This is a genomic window from Actinomadura rayongensis (genome assembly GCF_009831215.1).
Lineage (GTDB): Bacteria > Actinomycetota > Actinomycetes > Streptosporangiales > Streptosporangiaceae > Spirillospora > Spirillospora rayongensis.
Genome location: NZ_WUTW01000001.1, coordinates 156,212 through 176,462 on the forward strand (window position 1 = coordinate 156,212; position 20,251 = coordinate 176,462).

The window sequence follows — 20,251 nt, forward strand, 5'->3', positions numbered from 1 at the left end:
ATTCGGCACGATCCAAAACCGTGCCGAGTGTTCGACCCGGATTCCGGACCGGGCGTTGCTAGGGTGCTGCGCGTGCAATCGGATGCTTGATGATGATCCGTCCCGCGTCCGCCCCAGCGGGGTCGTCATTCCGTATCGGCTCCCTCACTTTCTGTGATCCGCCTGCTAGGACTGGTTGATGCGCTTCCGCAAGCCCCCCGAAAATCGCAAGATCCGCATGCGGCTGAAGATCACCGCCGTCCTGCTGTCGCTGACCGCCCTGTGGGGCTTCGCCGCGTGGGTGACCGTCGGTGACGGCTGGAACCTCCTGCAGACGTCCGAACGCGACCAGACCGCCGGGCGTCCGACCAAGACCCTGATCAACGTGCTGCAGGACGAGCGCCGGGCGTCGCTGGTCTACCTGGCCGCGCGGCACCGCAACGCCGTCCCGCCGGACCTGTCGGAGCAGCGCGCCCGCACCGACCAGGCCATCGCGCGCTGGCGCCGCACCGCCAAGGACGCCCCCGGCGACAAGATCCAGCGGCACATCGAGCTGACCAGCCAGCGCCTCCAGGCGCTCACCGCCATCCGCAACGCGATCGACAGCGGCACGATCGACGCCGCCGCCGCGGCCAAGCCGTACAACGACGCGATCGACGCCGGGTTCCTCATCAACATGGCGAACGCGGAACTGGACGACCCCGACATCTCCGCCGACGGCCGCTCGCTCATCGCCCTCACCCGCGCCCGCGAGCTGCTGTCCCGCGAGGACGCGCTGGCCGAGGGCCTGCTGACCGCCCGCCACATGTCCGGGCCCGAGGCCACGCAGTTCGCGCAGGCCGTCGGGCTGTCGCGGTACGCGCTGGAGGACGCCTACGGGCAGCTCCACCCGTCCGACCAGGCCCGCTACGACGCGTTCGCGTCCGGCGCCGCGTTCGCGCGGCTGCGGACGCTGGAGGACCGGATCGTCGCGCAGTCGCGGTCGGTGTCCCGGCCGCCGACGGTCACCCCGGCGCAGTGGGAGACCACGACGCGGCCCGTCCTGACCCAGCTCGACAACCTCGTGGACGAGGGCGGTGACGCGGTCGTCAAGCGCGCCCAGCCCATCGGGTACGGCGTCATCCTGCGGCTGATCCTCATCGCCGGTCTCGGCCTCGGCGCGGTCGTCGCGTCCATCGTGCTCGCGGTCACCACGTCCCGGCTGCTGGTCCGCCAGCTGCGCCGGCTCAAGATCGCCGCGCAGGAGCTGTCGGAGCGGCGGCTGCCGGACGTCGTCGAACGCCTCAGCCGCGGTGAGAAGGTCGACGTCGCGGCCGAGGCGCCGCCGCTGCAGTTCGGCGACGACGAGATCGGGCAGGTCGGCCAGGAGATCAACCGGGTGCAGGAGATCGCCATCGCGGCGGCGGTCGGGCAGGCCGAGCAGCGGCGCGGCTTCCGCGAGGTGCTGCGGAACCAGGCGCTGCGCACCCAGGCGCTGTCGGTGCAGCAGCACCACGTCCTGGACCGCGTCGAGCGGCGCCGCGACCTGGACCCCGAGGTCTTCGGCGACATCCTCAAGATCGACGAGGTCGCGACCCGGATCCGCCGCCACACCGGCAACATCCTGCTGCTGTCGGGCGGCCAGGCGCACCGGGGCGCGCGCCGTCCGATGGTGCTGATGGACGTCATCCGCCTCGCGATCGGCCAGGTCGAGAACTACCAGCGCGTCAACGTCCCCCGGCTGGACGACCGCTGGCTGAGCGGGCGCGCGCTGGACGTCACCAGCCTCCTCGCCGAGCTGATCGAGAACGCGCTCAGCTTCTCCGAGCCGGACACGACCGTCGAGGTCACCTCGCAGGCGACGGCCAACGGCCTCGCGATCATGATCGAGGACAAGGGCCTCGGGCTGCGGCCCGACCAGCTCGAAGCGGTGAACCGGCTCATCGCCGACCCGCCGCCGTTCGACGCGGCGTCCAGCAGCCGGCTCGGCCTGCTGGTGGTCGGCCTCATCGCCCGGCGGCACGGGATCACGGTGACGCTGAAGGGCTCGGCGTTCGGCGGGATCATGGCCGTGGTGCTGCTGCCGAACGCGCTGTTCGAGGCCGAGCCCCCGGCGCCGACCGGCGGCCTGCCGCGCCGCGAGATCCCGCGTCCGGACGAGGGCCCGGTGCGCCAGAACGGCAGCCTGGCCCTGCTGCGGACGGCCGAGCCCGCGCCGCCCGCGCTGCGCGTCGCGCACAGCGGCGACACCGGCCCGCAGGAGACGCCGCCCGCCCCCGTCGAGGCCGCGCCGCCCGCGCCCGAGCCGCGTCCGGCCGAGCCCGAGGCCGAGGAGGAGGACGTCCGGACGACGCACGGCCTCCCCATCCGCCAGCCGCAGGCCAGCATCGTGGAGCAGCTGCGCACCGAGCAGGCCGATCCCGAGCCCGAGCCGGAGCCCGAGGTCGACACGCGGTCGCCCGAGGACGTCCTGCGCATCATGGGCTCGTTCCAGCGCGGCACCCGGCAGGGCCGCGCCGACGCGCGCCGCGCCGGGACGGGCGAGCAGCCGCAGGTGCAGGCGGACGAGCACGTGACCGTCCCGGGCGACCAGTAGGGACCGGCCCCGGCGCCGCCCATGGGAGGGGAGAGGGCGACGCCGGGGCGGTCCGGGGAAGTGCGGGGGCCGTCGGTCCGTCAGCGGACGCGGCCCACCCCGCACAGGCGCGTGACGACGGCCGACCGCGGTCGCAGCGCGGCGCACGGCACGATGCCGGGGTCCAGCACGTCGAGGCCGTCGAACAGATTGCGCACCTGGTCGGTGCAGCGCGGTGTCAGGCGGGGCCGGGCGGTGTCGTTCCAGCACCGCGCGATGCGGTCGGCGGCGCCGCGCTCGGCCGTCAGGTGCGCGAGGACGACGTGGCTGCCCGGCGCGAGGGCGTGGACGAACTCCTTGACGATCGTCCGCGCCTGTTCGTCGTCCGGCACGTGCTCCAGGACGCTGCCGAGCACGAGCGCCACCGGCCGGTCCAGGTCAAGCAGGCTCTCCGCCTCGGCGAGCAGGGCCGCCGGGTCGGCGACGTCGCCGTCCGCGACCGCGACGCCGGAGACCAGCGCGCGGGTGTGGCTGAGCACGACCGGGTCGCCGCCCGCGTAGACGACGCGGGCGCCGGGCGCGCGCCGCCGGACGACCGCGTGCGTGGCGCCGGGCGCGGGCAGGCCGACCGAGACGTCCAGGAACTGCCGCATCCCGCCCGGCCCGGCCAGGCGGTCGAGGGCGCGGCCGAGGAACGCGCGCTGCTCGCGGGCCGTCCGCGCGAGCGCGGGGTCGAGGGCGTCGAGCGCCGCCGCGAGGTCCCGGTCGGCGTGGTAGTGGTCCTTGCCCCCGAGCCAGTAGTTCCAGACGCGGGCGGCGGACGCCCGGCCCCCTCGGCTTTCCAGCATGCGGGCGACGCTAGGCCGCCGCTGTCACCGGAACTGTCACCTCAAACCTTCGCGCCGATCCCGCCGATGATCCGCAGGTCGCGCGGGACGAACGGACGCTCGGGCCGCCACGCGCCGACGTCGGTCAGGCCGGGCGGCAGCAGCGGGAGGCCGACGAGCAGCCGCTCGATCTGCTCGGTCGTGCGCAGGTGCTGGGGGAGCGCCGCGTCCGGCTCGGTCGAGTCGATGTACGGGCGCAGGCGGGGGTCGATGCCGTCGCCGGTGATGTGGGTCAGGGCGAGGTAGCTGCCGGTCGCGAGCGCGTCCACGTACGCCGTGACCAGCTCGGTGATCTGCGCGGTGCCGAGGTCGTCGTCGGCGTCCCCGACGTACTGGAGGGTGTTCGCGGCGATCAGGCCGATCGGCTCGGCGAAGTCCAGGCAGCGGCCCGCGGCGTCCAGGACGGCCTCGACGTCCATCAGGTCCAGTTCGTGGAACGCGACGCCCGCGCCGGAGTACATGGCGCGGCTCGTGATCGCGACGACCGGGTCGTTGTCGACGTACACGACGCGCGGGGGCTCGTCGGCGGCCGTCCGGGCCGTCTGGTGGACGCTCGGGCTGATCTGCTCGGGCAGCCCGGACCCGAGGTCGAGGAACTGGCGGACGCCGAGCCCGGCGAGCGTCCGGACCATGCGCAGCACGCAGTCGCGGTTGTCCTTGGTGATGAGCGTCGCGTCCGTGCCGGTGTCGGCGACGATCTTGTCGACGAACGCGCGCTCCTCCTCGGTGTTGTCCTTGCCGCCGAGCGTGTAGTCGGTGACGCCCCGGTAGCTGAGCCCGCCGGCGCGCAGGACGGGACGGGCGCGCGGTTCGTCCCGCTCGGCGCGCGGGAGCGTGCCCGCGGCGATCTGCTCGTGGACGCGGCGCAGCGCCGGGCCGGGCGGGACGCCGAGTTCGGTCTCGATCGCGGCGGCGGCGCTCTGGTAGGCGCGCAGCGCGTCGGTGCGGCGGCCGAGCCGGTACAGCGCGACGAGCCGGTCCCGGTGCAGGTTCTCGTTGGCCGGGTCGAAGGCGAGGTGCTCGCCGATCTCGGCGACCAGCTCGTCGGAGTGGCGGCCGAGGTCGAGCTGCGTCGCGACCAGCGCCTCGGCGACCCTGACCCGCAGCGCGCGCAGCGGTTCGGCACGGACGCGGGCGCCCTCGGTGTCGGGCAGGTCGTGCAGGGTCTGCTCGGGGGTGACGCCCTGCCAGGGCGCCATCGCGCGGCGGTAGTGGACGGCGGCGGTGGCGAGCCGTCCCTTGTCGCGCGCCGCGTCGCCGCGTTCGGCCTCGCTCACGAAGTCGTCGGCGTCGACCGTGCTTCGGGTCAGACGGTAGAGGCGGGCGCCGGCCGTCCCGGTCTCGGTGACGAGGCGGCCGGGCGGCAGGACGCGCCGGGCCTGCGCGACGAGGTTGGTCAGCACGGACGTGTGGTCGCGGTCGGGGTCGTCCCACAGCAGGGCCTTCAGCCGCGACGACGGGACGGGCCGGTCCTCCAGCGCGAGCACGCAGATCAGCGCGCGCAGGTTGCGGCGCCTGCGGCTGCCCTCGCCGAGGTCGAGCGGGCGGCCTTCGTCGTCGGTCAGCCGCAGTTCGCCGAGGACCGAGACGCGCATGGGCTCCCTTCCCGGCTCGGAACAAAGACCGCCAATACGACGGAACATCGTAACGCGTCCGGGTGACACGCCCGGTGACATGCCGTCCGTACCGTTATGCGCGGTTCTCTTTGGAGGGAGAATGCGCGTGCCTCATCCGTATCCGTTCGGCGGCGGCTACGAGAAATGCCCCGGGCTCGACGTCCATCCCCATTACGCGTGGCTGCGGGAGAACGATCCGGTGGCGCGGATTCTCACGCCCGAGGGCGAGGAGCTGCTTCTCGTCACGCGTTACCGGGACGTCTGCCGGGTGCTGGCGCGGCCGTCGGTGTTCTCCCGCGAGGCCGCCACGACGGCCGCCGACGGGCTGCGCGACCAGCGATTCCTGACCGATGTCGAGGGCGCCGCGCACGCCGCGCAGCGCGCGCTGATCCAGCCGTTCTTCACGCGTGAGCGGGCCGCCGCGCTCCGGGGGCGGATCAGTGACATCGCTGCTGAATTGGTCGCCGGAATGGCTTCTTCAGGGGAGCCCGCGGATCTCGTGCGGGATCTCGCGGTGCCGCTTCCGGTGGCGGTCATCTGCGAGATCCTCGACATTCCCGCGGACGAGCGGACGCGGTTCGGGGACTGGGCGGCGGCGATGCTGGCGCTGCGTCCGGGCGCGTCCGAGGCCGAGCGCGAGTCCGTCGCCGTCGCTTTGGACGAACTGGGGCGGTACATGGCCGGGAAGCTCGCGTCGCGGGCCGTTGATCCGGGCTCGGACCTGCTGTCGGTGCTCGCGGTCGGTCCCGGGCCGGTGTCCGTCGCGGACCGGGTGATGCTCGCGGCGGCCATGCTGATCGCGGGGTTCGAGACGACCACCAACATGATCGGCAACATGGTCTTCACGCTGCTGCGGGCTCCCGAGCTGTGGGACGCGCTCGTCGGCGATCCGGGGCTCGTCCCGACGGCTGTCGACGAGCTGCTGCGCTGGATCCCGTCCGACGCCCGCGACGGGATGGCGCGCGGTGCGGTCGAGGACGCGTCGATCGGTGGGGTGTCGGTGGCTGCGGGGACGTCCGTCCTCGTGGCGCGGGCCGCCGCCAACCGCGACCCGTCCCGCTTTCCCGACCCGGAGCGGCTGGACCTCGCGCGCACGCCGAACCCGCACCTCACCTTCGGCCACGGCCCGCACCGCTGCCCCGGCGAGCACCTGGCGCGCGTCGAGCTGGAGGCGGCGCTGCGGGCGCTCACCGAGCGCTTCCCCCGGTTGCGGCCCGCCGGCGCCGCTCCCCGCTGGAAGCGCTCCACGATGCCGGGCCTGGCGGAACTGCCGGTCCGCTGGAGTTGATCCGCGGCGGTCAGGTCACGGGGGCCTCGACCGCCGGGACGACCGCCGGGCGCGGGCGCGCCCGCCCGATCGAGACGGACAGCACCGCCGCGATCAGGCACAGCACGCCCGCGCCCCACCAGGCGAGCGTGTACGTCCCGAGGGACGTGCGGAGCGCGCCGGCCGCCGCCGCCGCGGTCGCCGCGCCGAGCTGGTGCGCGGCGAAGACCCAGCCGAAGACGATCGTCCCGTCTTTCGGGCCGAACGCCTTGCGGGCCAGCGCGATCGTGGGCGGGACGGTCGCGACCCAGTCCAGGCCGTAGAAGACGATGAAGACGAGCATGCTCGGGTGCGGCTCGTTCGCGAACAGCATCGGCAGGACCAGCAGCGACAGGCCGCGCAGCGCGTAGTACCAGCCGAGCAGGATCCGCGCGTCGACGCGGTCGGTGAGCCAGCCGGACGCGACCGTCCCGACGATGTCGAAGATCCCGACGAGCGCGAGCAGGTTCGCGGCCGTCGTCTCCGGCATCCCGTGGTCGTGGGCGGCGGGGATGAAGTGCGTCCCGACCAGGCCGTTCGTGGACGCGCCGCAGATGAAGAAGCCGCCCGCCAGCAGCCAGAACGGTTTCGTCCTTGCGGCCTTGTTCAGCGTGCGGAGGGCGACGCGGGCCGCGTTCTCGCCGTTGTGCGGCTCGTCCGGGGGCTCGGTCGCGCCGTAGGGGAGCAGGCCGACGTCGGCGGGGCGCTCGCGCATCACCAGCAGGACGAGCGGGACGACGGCGAGCGCCGCGCCGGTGACGACCAGCGTGGCCGTCCGCCAGCCGTGGTCGTGGGCGAGCGCTGCGAGGACGGGGAGGAAGACGAGCTGGCCGGTCGAGCCGCCCGCCGTCAGGACGCCGATGACCAGGCCGCGGTGCTTGACGAACCAGCGTCCCGTGACGGTCGCGGCGAAGACCATCGCCATCGAGCCGGTGCCGAGGCCGATCAGCACGCCCCAGCACAGGATGAGCTGCCAGCTCGCGGACATGCCGACCGTCAGGCCGCTGCCCGCCGCGATGAGCACGAGCGCGGCGGCGGTGACCTTCCGGACGCCGAACCTGTCCATGAGCGCGGCGGCGAACGGCGCGGTCAGCCCGTACAGGACGAGGTTCACCGACACGGCGAGGGACGTCGTGGCGCGCGACCAGCCGAACTCGTCCTGCAGCGGGACCATCAGCACGCCCGGGGCGGCGCGGAACCCGGCGGCCCCGACGAGCGCGACGAACGCGACGGCCGCCACGGGCCACGCGCGGTGGAGACGGAACATGGTTCCACTCTGCTGTGCGCGGTGGTATCCAGGACAGTGGCTCGAATGCCAACCTTCCGGAGGATCCAGCCATGCACCGTGTCGGCGTTCTGATCGTCCCGCCGGTGGTGCCGTTCGACGTGGCGATCCCGGCGCAGGTGCTGGGCGAGGCGACGCGGGACGGCCGTCCGCTCTACGAGGTGCTGCACTGCACGGCCGTACCGGGGCCGGTCGCAACGAGCGTCGGCTACCGCCTCGACATCCCCCACGGCCTGGACATCCTGGACACGGCGGACACGATCATCGTCCCCGGCACCAGACAACGCGGCCCCTTGGACCCTTCGATCACCGCTGCCCTGCAACGCGCCGCGTCCTCGGGCCGCCGCCTGGTCTCGATTTGCACCGGCGCGTTCGTCCTGGCCGCCGCCGGCCTTCTGGACGGCCGTCCCGCCACGACCTACTGGCGCCGCGCGGACGAGTTCGCGTCCTTGTACCCGTCGGTGCGGTTGGACCCGTCCGTCCTGTTCGTGGACGACGGCGACATCCTCACCTCGGCCGGCCTCGCCGCCGGCATCGACCTCTGTCTGCACCTGCTGCGCGGCGACCACGGCGCGGCGGTCGCCAACGAGAGCGCCCGCCGGGTCGTCGTCGCCCCCGTCCGCTCCGGCGGCCAGGCCCAGTTCATCCCGTCCGCCCCCGTAACGGGCCGAACTCTCGCCGACGTCCAAGCCTGGGCACTGACCCACCTGGCCGACCCCCTGACGATCGCCGACCTGGCCGCGCACGCCTGCGTCAGCGAACGGACCCTGACCCGCCGCTTCCGCACCGAAACCGGCCAAAGCCCCCTCCAGTGGCTCCTGGCCCGCCGGGTGGACCGAGCCCGAGAACTCCTGGAAACGACGGACCTGCCGATCGAAGAGATCGCCCGGACGTCCGGCCTGGGCTCCGGCGACTCCCTGCGCGCCCGCTTCGCCCGCCACCTGGGCATCACCCCGACCGCCTACCGGGCGACCTTCACCCACCGAACCGGGACGGCGCCCGCCGGGTACCTGGCGGAACGACGGACGCGGGCGTCCGGCATGATCGTGGGTGGCGATCAGGGAACCGGGAGGGCGTGATGACGAAGGCACTGGTGCTCGGCGGCGGGGGCGTCGCGGGGATCGCGTGGACGACCGGGCTGCTCGCCGGGCTCGCCGAGGCCGGGCAGGACTGGACGGACGCGGACCTCGTCGTCGGCACGTCCGCCGGCTCGACCGTCGGCGCGCAGCTCGGCAGCGGGCTGTCGCTGGACGAGTTGTACGCGCGGCAGGCCGACCCGGACGCGCCGAACCACGAGCTGACGCCGCCGGTCGCGATCGCCGAGGTGTGGGAGACCGTCGTGCGGTTGCAGCGCGAGCATCCCGAGCCGGGTGACCTGCGGCGCGCCGTCGCCGAGTACGCGCTGAAGGCCGACACGGTCTCCGAGGAGGAGCGGCGGGCGGTGATCGAGGCGCGGCTGCCGTCCCATGCGTGGCCGGACCGGGATCTGCGGATCGTCGCGGTCGAGGCGAGCGCGGGGCTGCCCGTCGTGTTCGACCGGACGTCCGGGGTGTCGCTCGTGGACGCCGTCGCGGCCAGCTGCGCGGTGCCCGGGGTGTGGCCGCCGGTGACGATCTCGGGTGTCCGTTATGTGGACGGCGGCGTCCGGACCAGCGCGAACGCCGACTTCGCCGCCGGGTACGACGACGTCCTGGTCATCGCTCCGCTGCCCGATCCGCCGCTGGAGGAGCAGCTCGCCGGGCTCGGCGGGAACGTCCGCCTCATCACGCCGGACGAGGCGTCGCTCGCGGCGGCCGGGGCCGAGCCGCTGTCGCCCGCGTCCCGGGCGCCGTCCGCTCGGGCCGGCCGCGTGCAGGGAGCGTCCGCCGCCCGCGCCTGACGGCCGGATCCGCGCGTCCGGCTCCCGCTCGGCGGCCTCCCGCGAGCGGGTCTCGCGTGGCGGATGAGGCAGACCCTAAGCTCCCCGCATGACCGAGATCGTCGACTATGGGGCGTTCGCCGGACGGCTCCGCGCCGTCATGCCCCGCTGGGACGAGCGGCCCTTCATGCCTCCCGAAGTGTTCGCCGCCCACCTCGCCGACACCGCTCCGCGCTGGGACCTGCTCCGCGCGTTCCAGGAGGAGTGGGGGTTCACGGCGCCGTCCGGACCGCCGGCGTGGCGCCGCGAGGACACCGACGAGCACCGGCTCTACGTCCGCAAGCTGCACGGCGACGTCCTGGACGCCGACGACGAAGAGGACATGGAAGGCGTCGACGTGACGCTCCCGATCCCCAAGGCCGTGGACGAGTGGTGGGACCTGCCTTTCAACTCCTTCACCCACGAGGCCCGGTTGTACTGGACGCACCCGGTATGGCCGCCGACAGTGCGTCCGGACCCGTCCGGCTACGGCGTTTCGGCGGGCCTGCCGGACGACACCGATCTAACCGACCCGGACGGCGACCTGCGCGTCTGCGTGCTCATGGCCGAGTACCAGTACTGCAACGAGTGGGGCTACGCGGCGTCGGACGCGGCGCTGGCCGACCCACGTCTCCTGGTCAGCGACGGATCCGACGAGTGGTGGCTACAAGCGGACTCGGTCACGGAGTTCTACGTCCAGCTGGCCGCAATGCGCCTACCGTTCGCCCTGCGCCCCTCGGTCGAGGTAGCGGAACTACCCCCCGAGGCCGCAACCCGCCTCCGAACGACGTTCCCCGCGATGGGCTTCGCGGGCCCGTGGCGTGAACTGGGCGCCCACACGACGCTCTACGGCGGCCCGGACGTGATCCTCGCCCACGACGAGGGCGCCGCGGACATCACCCTGCGCGCCGCCGGCCGCACCCCCGAAGCCCTGCTCGCAGCGGGCACCGCCCTGGGCCTCGACTGGACGACCGAGATCACCCCGCCCCGCGACCGACCCTGACCAATCCCAGGCCGCACGGCCAACCAGCCGCCCCCGCACGTCCACGGCCTGCCGGACAGGCGACCCGAACGGCCAAGCCCTGCGGTCCGCCGCGCCTCTATCGACGCAGCCAACCGGACGACAACATTGAACGAGTCGCGCAGGGCTGCGCCGGCACGCCAGGAAACGGCAGCTGGCGACTGCCGCGGACCGAGCAGCCCGACGGCCGAGCTGAGACGCGTTGGGCGGCGGCGCTGCCGCCGTGCCGAGCGGGCGTGCCGAGCGGGCGTGCCGAGCGGGCGTGCCGAGGCGCGACGCCGGGCGATCGTGCCGGGCGATCGTGCGGGCTGGGCTGAGCGCCCCGAAGAATGTGGTTCTGGCGTTCGCGCCTTGGGCCGCTTGAGTCTGTGCCTGAGCGCGGACGATGCAATTTGCATCTGTGCGAGGAGGCTGCGGGTCTTGAAAGCAAGCGATCTCGGCTGGGTGGTCAGATCGCGCGGCAGAGACGTGTCGGGGCCTCTCCGGCGTGGGCGTGGAGAGGCCCCGGGTCGCGTGCGGGTGCCCGTGGAGGCGGAAGACTGGATCAGTACGGCAGGATCCGCCCCGAGGGGGTCCGTAGGTCGATCGGGCTCGGTTGACGTGGCGGTTTCGGGCGCTTGATGAGCTGCTGCCGTGCCATGGTGATCATCTCCCCCGTCGTGCCGGAAGTTAATCCGCCGATCGAGACGATGTCGCGTTCCCTTCCCTTCGATGAGCGCGACTTTTCGTACGGTTCGCCGAGCCTATGCGACGCCCTCATTGCGTTCGACCGATTTTGCCGGCAAGACTGTTGCTTTGGGTGTTGATGGAGTCACCTTGGGTGTTGCTTGGGTCCCCTAAAACCTGGCATTCGGCTCAGATTGTCCCGCCCGTCACCGGATAAATGTGATGTTGGTCACGTTCCCTGAGGGCGCCCCGGGCGGGACGCCCTCAGGGAGGGCTTTACCTTGCCTTGAGCAAGTCGCGCATCGTCGCGATCTCGGCGGTCTGCGTGGTGACGATCGAGGCGGCCAGGGCTCGGGCGGCCGGGTTGGAGCCGGAACGCTGTTCCGTCTGGGCCATGACGACCGCGCCCCGGTGGTGCTCGATCATCATCGTGAGGAACTTCCGGTCGAACTCCTTGCCGGTGAGTTCGCCGAGGGCCTTCATGTCCCGGTCGCTCATCATGCCGTCCATCGAGCCGTGGTTCATGGACGGCATGGACGTGGGCTCCTTCCAGGCCGTCAGCCAGCCCGACATCTTGGCGATCTCCGGGTCCTGGGCCGCGGCGATGCGGGACGCCAGGTCCTTGACCTTCGGCGACGACGCGCGGCGCGCGGCCAGCCCGGCCATCTCCACCGCCTGCCGATGGTGGGGGATCATCATCTGGGCGAACATGACGTCCTGGGCGTTGTGGGCCGCCGTCGTCGCCGGGGACATGTGCCCCTGCATGTGGCCGGACGGGTGGGCGGACGGCTTGTCGCCGTCGCCGCAGGCCGTCAGGGTGGCCGCCGCGAGCAGCGGGACGAGGGCAGTCGTCAGAACGCGCTTCATGAGTGGAACCTTCCGTTGTCCGTGCAGGGCTGATCGGGGGCGCGGTGGCGAACCGCGTCCTCCTACAGCCGCAGGACGGCCAACTGGAAGATCGTGCGGGTGGGCGGCGCCCGCCCGCGCACGTCCGCCCGGGGCTTGGGGCCGCGCGCCGGCGATCGGCCGACGCGCTCCAGCGCGCACCGGCCGAGGGCGGCGAGGACGAACGCGAACAGCGCCACGAGCAGCCAAAGGCAGACTTCCCCGGCGGGATGGTCGTGCCGGTGCTCCTGCGCCGGGGACGGCTTCTCGTGCTGCGCGTGGGTCGCGTGGACGGTCATCGGCCCCGACGCGTCCATCGTGTTGACGGTCACCTGGAAGCCGTGCATCGCCATGAGCCCGGCCAGGAGCAGCACGACCCCGAGGACGCGCAAAAGGCGCGACCCTCGGCGGCTGCTCGCGGAAATGCTCATGACGGGCGCCACGCTACCGGCGCCCGGCAGGCCGGGTCACGCCGTAGCGCGCCCTGTGGATAACCGACCGCGCGCCGGGCACCGACCGCGCGCCGGGCACCGACCGCGCGGCGGGCACCGGCCGCCCGCCGAGCGTCGGCCGCCCGTCAGGCGGGCGGAGAGGTCGTCGGTTGTGTGCGGGTGTCAGTCGCTCGTCCGGTGGGCTGTGAGGCCGTCCGCCGTGTGGGCCAGTGTCAGTTGTTCGTCAGGTGGGCGGGGAAACCGCCGGTGGCGACCGGGCCCCAGCGGTCGATGTGGATGCGGAGCAGAGACTTGTTCTGGCGGCGCATGGCGGCTCGGTAGTCGTCCTAGTCGGGGTGCTCGCCGGAAATCGCGCGGTAGTACTCGACCAGGCCGTCCAGGGCCTCGGGCATGTCGATCACCTCGGCGCGGCCGTCCACCTGGACGTACGGGCCGTTCCAGTCGTCGGACAGCACGCAGATCGACACGTTCGGCTCGCGTCGGGCGTTCACGATCTTGGCGCGCTCGGGGTAGGTGGACACGACGATCTGGCCTGTCGCGGTCAGGCCGCAGGTCACCGGGGAGAGCTGCGGGCGTCCGTCGGAGCGGACGGTGGCGAGCAGCCCCCGGTGGCGCGGACGGACGAAGTCCAGCAGTTCCGACAGTTCCACCTTGTCGGCGGTGGCCGTCTTCGGCATGAGCGGGTCTCCTAGCTCGTTTCGGACTGAGACAGTTCACCGACCAGTTAGGTCAGGCGCGGATCGTCGGGGTCGGTGTTCGCGCGGGCGTGGCGGACCAGGCGTCCAGCAGCGCGACGAGCCCCGGCGCGGCGTACTCGCGGCGCGCGGCCCGCCGCGTCCGCCGGGCCGGGCCGGGCTGCGCGAGACCGCGCAGGTACGCGGCGGCCTCGTCCTCCAGCAGCAGCGCACGCGCCAGCGCCTCGACGACCTGCGCGGACGGACGCTTCTCCCGTCCCTGCTCCAGCCGGACGTAGTAGTCGGTGCTGACACCCGCCAGCATCGCGACCTCCTCCCGCCGCAGCCCCGGCGTGCGCCGCGTCCCGGCGGGCATCCCGTGCTGCTCGGACCGCACCAGCGCCCGCCGGGCCCGCAGAAACTCGCCCAGCCGCGGAATGATCCGGTGCTCCGCCATGCGCCCTACCTCCCGTGCTCGACCGCCCTCCACCCTAGGAAATCCCGGCAACGGCCGGGTGGCCCCGTCACGCCCACCCATGCCGACCCGGCCTTCACGGGCAACTGCACGATCGGCTGGCCCGTCGTGCCCTCGGCTGTCCATCCGGCTCTGGGGCTGCGCGGCCTTCAGGTGCCGGGCTCGACGTCCCATTCGTAGTCGAGTTCCCAGTGGTGGGTCGGCAGCGTCTGTAAGGCGGCTTCCACCGCACGGCCCTCGGCTGTGTAGCCGACGTGCCGGATGACGAAGACGCGCTCGTCGGACGACATCGTGAAGAAGTCGGCCTCGTCAGTCGTCGGCGGGCGCACGGTGATGTGCTCGGCCATCCGCACCTGCGTGTACCCGAGTTCGGCCATCCGGCTGATCAGGCCCCCGGCGCCGGTGTTCTGCTGCTCCAAGACCGTGCCTTCTGCGATATCCGCAGGGATGTAGCTGGACGCGATCTGAAGCGGAACGTCGTCCGCGAACATTCGCCGCGCACGGACGACGACGTCACCGGCGCCGAGAAGGGCGGCGACTTCCGGCGGAGCCTCGGTTCGGTAGATGGTCGATTCGACGCGTGGTGTCATACCGAACTCGCGGATCTCGACGTCGAACGGGCCGCCGCCGCCCTGACGCTCGCGGGTCTCCTGCCTGTAGCGCTGCATTGCCCGCCGGGTGATGCGAGGCCGTGGACTCATCATGAACATGCCCCTTCCATGCGCTGTGAGAACACTGCCGATCGGACCACACGAGGCACGTCGATTCCTGCTGCCGGGCGGCGACGGATCTCTCACCGAAAGGTCCGAAACCAGCGCTCACCCGGCGAGCGTTACGGGATCTCGTATTGGAGTTGATAGAGGTGGCCCGCGTTCGCCATGACGGTGGCCTCGATCGGTCGGTCGTCATCGCTCAGCACGACGCGGAACGTCCGGAGGACGGGAAGGTCGCTGGGGAGTTCCAGTGCCTTGTACTCGCGTTGCGTCGGAACGCGCGCTGACACGAGGTCGATGGTCTTCCGTGGCGGATAGCCCATCTCGGCCAGCAGGCCGGCCGTGCCGCCACGGATCTTGCGGCGCTCCATCATCGGTGTGCCCTCGGCGAGATCGAGCGGGTAATAGCAGTCGGCGAGTTCGGCCGGTTCGCCGTCGAGCAGGAGGACCTGGCTGCGCAGCAGGGCCTCGCCGCCGTCCGGGAGGTCGAACGCCTTCGCAACGTCGGGCGGCGCCTGGACCGGCCCGACGTGCAGCAGCCGACTGCTGCCCTGGTGGCCCTGTTCGGCCGCATAAGTGATCCACCTCCACGGCTCGCCGGGCTCGGCGGTGGTGACCGTGGCGGCGGGGCGGATGGTCCGGGGGTTCATAGGTTCGGGATACCCCGCCGTGCGCGCCTGGCGAACGTCGTCACGGCTTCCGCTTCGGGCGGGCACGGCCGTGTGGTGGCCGTGCCCCGGGTGTGGCGGTCAGTCGGGGATCGGGAAGCGGTAGTCGAAGGTCACCATGTCCGCCCTGATGACGAAGTGCGTGACATCGAGGGGTCCCTCCGCCGTGTGGTAGGTGCGGAAGACTTCGACCACGGGCGTGCCATCGGGGATCTCAAGACGGGCTGCTTCCGGGCCGGTCGGCATCCGCGCCTGGATCTCTTCCTGGACGTCCAAGACCGGGGAGACGGCGTTGATGCGCGCGATGTGGCCGCCCTTGCCCTCGCCCGCGACGAGAGCGGACGACTTCTCGCCGGTCTCCAGCGTGAAGTAGCTGTCCACGGCCTGGTTGATCGTTCCGTCGAGTCGTGTGATCCGGCGGCGGACGTGGACTTGGTCACCGGCGGCGACGCCCGGCAGCCGGTCCGCGACGAAGTCGGGAGCGGGGACGGTGGCGGTCTCGGTGTCCTGCTGGACAGTCTTGTCTTGCTTGCCGCCTTCCGCGTCCAGCAGTGCCTTGGGCTCCTGCCCCGCCCAGACCGAGCGGCTGTAGCGCTCGATCCCGTAACGGCGCGTCGTTGGTCGCTCTCTCACGAAGTTCCCTTTGCCTTGGCGGCTCGTCACGAGACCCTCCTGGCGCAGCCTGCCCAGGGCGAGTCGCACGGTGACGAGGCTGACGTCGTAGTGGTCGGCGAGTTCCGGCAGGCCGGGAAGTCGATCACCGGGCCGGAGCTCCCCGGAACTGATCTGCGCGCGAAGGTCGTCCGCAATGCGGACCTGTCGCGAGCGGCTGTCCGTCACGTCGCTCATGCATCTGATCCTATGTGGCGCTGTTGGTCTGTTTACAGAGTTGAGGTCATCGTGCTTCCATAACTCTGTCAACAGACCAACAGACTGTCCGCGCGTGGTGACTTTGCGTGCCGATCTCCGGGTTGCGCGTGATTCCGCCAGGGCCGGGCTGACGCAGGGAGACGCATGCCATGACTGTTCGAGAGCCGTCCGGCCAAGGCGTGGCCGCCGGGCGGTGGGGGCTGGTGCCGTGGATCACGGCGTGGTCGTCGGAGGAGGCGCTGCCGCGTCAGGTGGTCGTCCGGGGGCGGGGGATCGGGTACGCGGACGAGACGCGTGCCGACCGTGATGTGGACGGCGTGTTGTGGGGTCGGAACATCACTAGTCCGGGGCAGGGGACTCCGCTGTTCAAGGCCGTCCATCCCGTGCGGCAGCGCCGTGCGATGCGCGAGGTGCTGTGCCAGGTGTGCGGTGCGCCGTGCCGCAGGGACGCCGTGTGGTTGTTGTCGGCGGACGAGTACGCGTTCGGGCCGTGGCCCGCGCCCATCCACACGGTGCAGCCTCCGTTGTGTCCGGAGTGCGTGGCGGGGCCGGTGCGGTTGTGTCCGCACTTTCGGCGCGGGCATGTGCTGGTCCGGGCGCGGCGGTTCTCGCTGGCCGGGGTCGGCGGGATGTTGTACCGGAGGACGCCGTGGGGGCCGCGGGCCGTCGAGCGCACCACCGTGCGGTACGGCGACCCGGAGATCCGCTGGATGGTGGCCGGTCAGCTCATCACGACCTTGTACGAGTACACCGTCGCTCGCGACGAGTGACGCGTCTCGGCGGGTGCGGTCTTCGGCCGCCGCAGGTCGGCTCGTCGGTCAGGAGGTGATGTCGCGGGTGCGGAAGCGGCGGACGGCGAGGGCCAGGAAGATCAGGGCGTAGGTCAGGGAGAGGGACGCGCCCTTCGCCATGCCCGTCCAGACGATGTCGGGTTGCAGGACGTCCATCCACGCGTACATCCAGTGGGTGGGGAGGAAGTCGCGCCAGGAGCCCAGGGCGGTGACCGCGTCGAGGATGTTGCTGACGATCACCAGCCCTACCGCGCCGCCTACTGCCCCCAGGGGTGAGTCTGTTGTCACTGAGAGCAGGAAGGCCAGGGCCGCTACTACCAGTTGGCTGATCAGGGCGTAGGCGACGATCAGGGCCATCCGGTTCAGGGCCGGGGCGGTGGCCAGGGTGCGGCCGGTCAGGAGGGTGACCGGGCCCCAGCCGAAGGCGACCGTGCCGGCCAGCAGGGACATTGCGGGGAGGGTGATGACGGCGGCTGTCGCGTAGCTCAGGGCTATGGCGAACTTCTGGCGGAGGAGGCGGACTCGGGGGACTGGGGCCGCGAGGAGGTAGCGCAGGGATGACCAGCCCGCCTCGCTTGCCACGGTGTCGCCGCAGAACAGGGCCACCGCTACTACCAGCAGGAAGCCTGAGGAGACGAACAGGGCGAAGAGGGCGAAGTTCAGGGCGCTTGTTGTCGCTACGTCCACCAGGCCGGGGGCATTGTTGTCGGGGCCCGGGTCGCCGCCCAGCTTGAACGCCAGCACGAGGATCCACGGCAGGACGAGCAGGATCCCGAACGTCACCAGCGTGCGCCGCCGCCGGAACTGCCGGACGGCCTCCACCCGCAGCGGCAGCGTTCGGCGCGGGTCGTAGCCCGGGGCGCTGCCGTCCCGGCCGGGCGAGCCGGGGCGCGGCGTGTCCTCGGCCGCGTTCGGGACCGCGACGTCGGTCATTTCGCCTCCTGGCGGTCGGTTAGGACGGAACCATGGGCTGCCGTGCTCATCGGGCCTCCCCGATGATCTCCAGGAAGGCATCCTCCAGGCGGCGGCCCGTGCCGGTCAGCTCGGCGACCGGGCCCGCCGCGACCCGGCGGCCCGCCGTCATGACGACCGCGTGCGTGCACGTCTGCTCGACCTCGGCCAGCAGGTGGCTCGACACGATCACCGTGCGGCCCGCCGCCGCGTAGCGCTGGAGCACCTCGCGCATCTCGCGGATCTGCGGCGGGTCCAGGCCGTTGGTCGGCTCGTCCAGGACGAGCAGGTCCGGCAGGCCCAGCATCGCCTGCGCGATGGCCAGCCGCTGCCGCATCCCCTGCGAGTAGGTGCGGACGGCCCGGTCCAGCGCGGGGCCGAGGCCGGCGATTTCTAGCGCCTCGTCCAGGTGCGCGTCGGAGGCCGGACGGCCCGTCGCGCGCCAGTACAGGTCCAGGTTGTCGCGGCCGGTCAGGTGCGGCAGGAAGCCCGGCCCCTCCACGAACGAGCCCAGCCGCGACAGCACCGGCGCGCCCGGCGCCACGCGGTGGCCGAAGATCCGGATCTCGCCCGCGTCGGGACGGATCAGGCCCATCAGCATCCGCAGGCTCGTCGTCTTCCCCGCGCCGTTCGGGCCGAGCAGCCCGAGGACCTGGCCCTTCTCGACGCGGAAGGACAGGTCCGCGACGGCCAGGTGCCCGTTCTTGTACGCCTTGGTGAGCCCGGTGATCTCCAGCGGGACGTCCGCCAGCGCCGGGTCGAACGACGCGCGGCGCCGCACCCGGCCCGTCAGCAGCACCCCGGCGGCGAGGACGGCCGCCGCGCCGGGCAGCACCCACACCCACGCAGGGACGCCGGGCGCCGGGGCGCGCAGCGCGGGCACGGTCGGGACGGTCAGCGGCGACACCGCCGCCACCTCGTACGCGGCGGGCGCGGACGGCGTCGCGAAGCCCATGTCGGTCGTCGCGATCACCACGCGCAGCCGGTGCCCCCGCTCGAACGGGTGGTCCATCGCGGGCAGCGTCACGGTCGCCTCGCGGGCCCCGTCGCCGCCCGGCACCCGGAAGGGCGCCGCGATCCGCCAGGCCGGGGACGCCGCCCCGGACGGCGCGACGTCGTAGAGCTTGGCGAACAGCGGGGCGTCGCGCGGCCCGGTCACCCGCAGCCGGACGGTCGCGGACCCGGTGATCCGCACCGGCGACGGCAGCGGGGCGGTGTCGAACGTCGCGGTCTGCCCCGGCATGTCCACCGGGAGGCGGCCCGACAGCGCGCCGCCGCCGAGGCCGTCCAGCGCGCCGAGCGCCCCGAGGCCGGGCAGCGCGGAGATCGACGCGGGGGAGCCGCCCGCCGGGTTCCGGATCGTCTGGACGCGCCCGGCCAGCGGCAGCGTGCGCGGCGCGGCGCGCAGGCCCGGGTAGCGGGACGCGGACGCGGCCTCCACGACGGTCCGCGCGGTGGACGAGTCGATCCCGCCCGTCCGCGTGACCGTGAACCCGTCCGTATGACCGGAGCCGCCGCGCAGCCAGTGGTCGAAGAAGTCCCGGACGCCGCCTTCGACCCAGGAGGTCTCCGGGTCGCCGCCGTCGTGCCCGCCGAGGTACCAGAGCACCGACACGGGAGCGCCGGTCGCGGCGATCTGGCGGGCGTTGGCGTCGGCCTGGTCGAGCGGGAACAGCGAGTCGGTCTGGCCCTGGACGAGCAGCGTCGGCACCCGGATCCGCCCCGGATAGGCCGCCGGGCTCGACCGGCGCAGCGTCGCGACCACCTCCGGATCGGCCCGCCCCGACTCGGCCGCCTTCTGGTACTGCGCGCACAGCGACGGCAGGAACCGCCCGCACGCGCCGCCCCCGGCGCCGCTGGTGAAGAACAGCCCGGCCCACATCTTCTTGAAGACTCCGGCGGACGCGTCCCCGCCCGCCGCGAAGTCCGGGAACAGCGCGCCCGCGAGGTCGTTCCAGGTGATGCGCGGCGCGAGGGCGTCCACGCGCGGGTCGAACGCGGCGGTGAGCAGCGCGATCGCCCCGCCGTAGGACTCGCCGGTCATCCCGACGCGCGGGTCGCCGGGACGGTCGAGCCGCACCTCGGGCCGGGCGGCGAGCCAGTCGATGAGCCGCCGCGCGTCCTTGACCTCGTAGTCCGGCGAGTTCAGCGCGATCTCGCCGGTGGACGCGCCGAACCCGCGCGCCGACCAGGTCAGCACCGCGTACCCGGCGCGGGCGAGCCGTTCGGCCTCGCCGCGCACGTCGTCCTTGGTGCCGCCGAACCCGTGGCCGAGCAGCACGGCGGGGAACCGGCCGCGCCGCGCGGGCGTGTAGAAGGTCGCGTCGAGCGTGACGCGCTGGTCGTCGCGCGGCCCGTCCACGACCGCGATGCGCTGCGCGAGCCGCCGGACCGGCGGGTCCCCGCCCGCCGCGCCGAACGCCAGCCCGGACGCCGCGAGCAGCACGGCGACGGCGGCGAGCGCGCCCCATCGCGTCGCCCGCCCGGCCTGCCGCCATCGCGTCCGCACGACGCGCGCCCCGAAGCTCATGGACAGCAGACTAGGCGCGCCGCAGCTCCGC

General features: G+C 72.8%; 17 protein-coding genes and 1 pseudogene. 6 read left to right on the forward strand and 12 right to left on the reverse strand.

Translation table 11 applies throughout. From position 1 onward, the window contains the following. Positions 1 to 178 precede the first annotated feature (178 nt). Positions 179 to 2,554, forward strand: coding sequence for a sensor histidine kinase (locus tag GQ466_RS00700; RefSeq protein WP_161100843.1), 2,376 nt, complete (start codon positions 179 to 181; stop codon positions 2,552 to 2,554). 80 nt (positions 2,555 to 2,634) lie between these two features. Here the strand turns inward: GQ466_RS00700 and GQ466_RS00705 are convergent, their stop codons facing one another. Continuing rightward, the gene (locus tag GQ466_RS00705) at positions 2,635 to 3,381 is read right to left on the reverse strand and encodes an SAM-dependent methyltransferase (RefSeq protein WP_161100844.1); all 747 of its coding nucleotides are present in this window, start codon (positions 3,379 to 3,381) and stop codon (positions 2,635 to 2,637) included. A 41-nt stretch (positions 3,382 to 3,422) separates the two neighbouring features. Beyond that, a complete protein-coding gene (locus GQ466_RS00710; protein ID WP_161100845.1) occupies positions 3,423 to 5,015 on the reverse strand; it encodes an SAM-dependent methyltransferase in 1,593 nt (530 codons plus the stop codon). Positions 5,016 to 5,142: 127 nt separating this feature from the next. Here GQ466_RS00710 and GQ466_RS32550 point away from each other — a divergent pair, with 127 nt between their 5' ends. Then, the gene (locus tag GQ466_RS32550) at positions 5,143 to 6,324 is read left to right on the forward strand and encodes a cytochrome P450 (protein ID WP_161100846.1); all 1,182 of its coding nucleotides are present in this window, start codon (positions 5,143 to 5,145) and stop codon (positions 6,322 to 6,324) included. A gap of 10 nt (positions 6,325 to 6,334) precedes the next feature. Here the strand turns inward: GQ466_RS32550 and GQ466_RS00720 are convergent, their stop codons facing one another. Beyond that, complete coding sequence (locus GQ466_RS00720) at positions 6,335 to 7,609, reverse strand: MFS transporter (protein WP_161100847.1); 1,275 nt, start codon at positions 7,607 to 7,609, stop codon at positions 6,335 to 6,337. A 71-nt stretch (positions 7,610 to 7,680) separates the two neighbouring features. On the opposite strand from GQ466_RS00720, the gene GQ466_RS00725 reads away from it, so the two are divergent. The 3 genes from GQ466_RS00725 (at position 7,681) to GQ466_RS00735 (ending at position 10,527) form a co-directional block, all read left to right on the forward strand. Next, on the forward strand, positions 7,681 to 8,706 hold the full coding sequence (locus GQ466_RS00725) for a GlxA family transcriptional regulator (protein ID WP_161100848.1): 1,026 nt from the start codon (positions 7,681 to 7,683) through the stop codon (positions 8,704 to 8,706). Beyond that, complete coding sequence (locus GQ466_RS00730) at positions 8,706 to 9,506, forward strand: patatin-like phospholipase family protein (protein ID WP_161100849.1); 801 nt, start codon at positions 8,706 to 8,708, stop codon at positions 9,504 to 9,506. The genes GQ466_RS00725 and GQ466_RS00730 overlap by 1 nt, the downstream gene beginning before the upstream one ends. 88 nt (positions 9,507 to 9,594) lie before the next feature. Then, positions 9,595 to 10,527 (forward strand): hypothetical protein, encoded by a 933-nt coding sequence (locus GQ466_RS00735; RefSeq protein WP_161100850.1) that lies wholly within the window; start codon positions 9,595 to 9,597, stop codon positions 10,525 to 10,527. Positions 10,528 to 11,487: 960 nt separating this feature from the next. On the opposite strand, the gene GQ466_RS00740 is transcribed toward GQ466_RS00735, so the two are convergent. The 7 genes and pseudogenes from GQ466_RS00740 to GQ466_RS00770 all read right to left on the reverse strand — a co-directional run bounded on the left by GQ466_RS00740 (position 11,488) and on the right by GQ466_RS00770 (position 15,927). Further along, complete coding sequence (locus tag GQ466_RS00740) at positions 11,488 to 12,078, reverse strand: DUF305 domain-containing protein (protein WP_161100851.1); 591 nt, start codon at positions 12,076 to 12,078, stop codon at positions 11,488 to 11,490. A 62-nt stretch (positions 12,079 to 12,140) separates the two neighbouring features. Next, a complete protein-coding gene (locus tag GQ466_RS00745; RefSeq protein WP_161100852.1) occupies positions 12,141 to 12,527 on the reverse strand; it encodes a DUF6153 family protein in 387 nt (128 codons plus the stop codon). A gap of 233 nt (positions 12,528 to 12,760) precedes the next feature. Beyond that, positions 12,761 to 13,225: pseudogene (locus tag GQ466_RS00750) on the reverse strand (PPOX class F420-dependent oxidoreductase). 52 nt (positions 13,226 to 13,277) lie between these two features. After that, complete coding sequence (locus GQ466_RS00755; RefSeq protein ID WP_161100853.1) at positions 13,278 to 13,679, reverse strand: helix-turn-helix domain-containing protein; 402 nt, start codon at positions 13,677 to 13,679, stop codon at positions 13,278 to 13,280. Positions 13,680 to 13,846: 167 nt separating this feature from the next. Continuing rightward, on the reverse strand, positions 13,847 to 14,365 hold the full coding sequence (locus GQ466_RS00760) for a UTRA domain-containing protein (protein ID WP_161100854.1): 519 nt from the start codon (positions 14,363 to 14,365) through the stop codon (positions 13,847 to 13,849). A gap of 164 nt (positions 14,366 to 14,529) precedes the next feature. Beyond that, positions 14,530 to 15,060: a GntR family transcriptional regulator gene (locus tag GQ466_RS00765; protein WP_161100855.1), complete on the reverse strand. Its 531-nt coding sequence runs from the start codon at positions 15,058 to 15,060 to the stop codon at positions 14,530 to 14,532. A 99-nt stretch (positions 15,061 to 15,159) separates the two neighbouring features. Further along, positions 15,160 to 15,927, reverse strand: a complete 768-nt coding sequence (locus GQ466_RS00770) for a GntR family transcriptional regulator (RefSeq protein WP_161100856.1) — start codon at positions 15,925 to 15,927, stop codon at positions 15,160 to 15,162. A 170-nt stretch (positions 15,928 to 16,097) separates the two neighbouring features. Between GQ466_RS00770 and GQ466_RS00775 the strand changes: the two genes are divergently transcribed. Next, positions 16,098 to 16,718 carry a hypothetical protein gene (locus GQ466_RS00775; RefSeq protein WP_161100857.1) on the forward strand — a complete coding sequence of 207 codons (621 nt, stop codon included), beginning with the start codon at positions 16,098 to 16,100 and terminating at the stop codon, positions 16,716 to 16,718. A gap of 48 nt (positions 16,719 to 16,766) precedes the next feature. Here the strand turns inward: GQ466_RS00775 and GQ466_RS00780 are convergent, their stop codons facing one another. Then, on the reverse strand, positions 16,767 to 17,672 hold the full coding sequence (locus GQ466_RS00780) for an ABC transporter permease (RefSeq protein ID WP_161100858.1): 906 nt from the start codon (positions 17,670 to 17,672) through the stop codon (positions 16,767 to 16,769). 46 nt (positions 17,673 to 17,718) lie between these two features. After that, the gene (locus GQ466_RS00785; protein WP_161100859.1) at positions 17,719 to 20,220 is read right to left on the reverse strand and encodes an alpha/beta fold hydrolase; all 2,502 of its coding nucleotides are present in this window, start codon (positions 20,218 to 20,220) and stop codon (positions 17,719 to 17,721) included. Between the last annotated feature and the right edge of the window lie 31 nt (positions 20,221 to 20,251).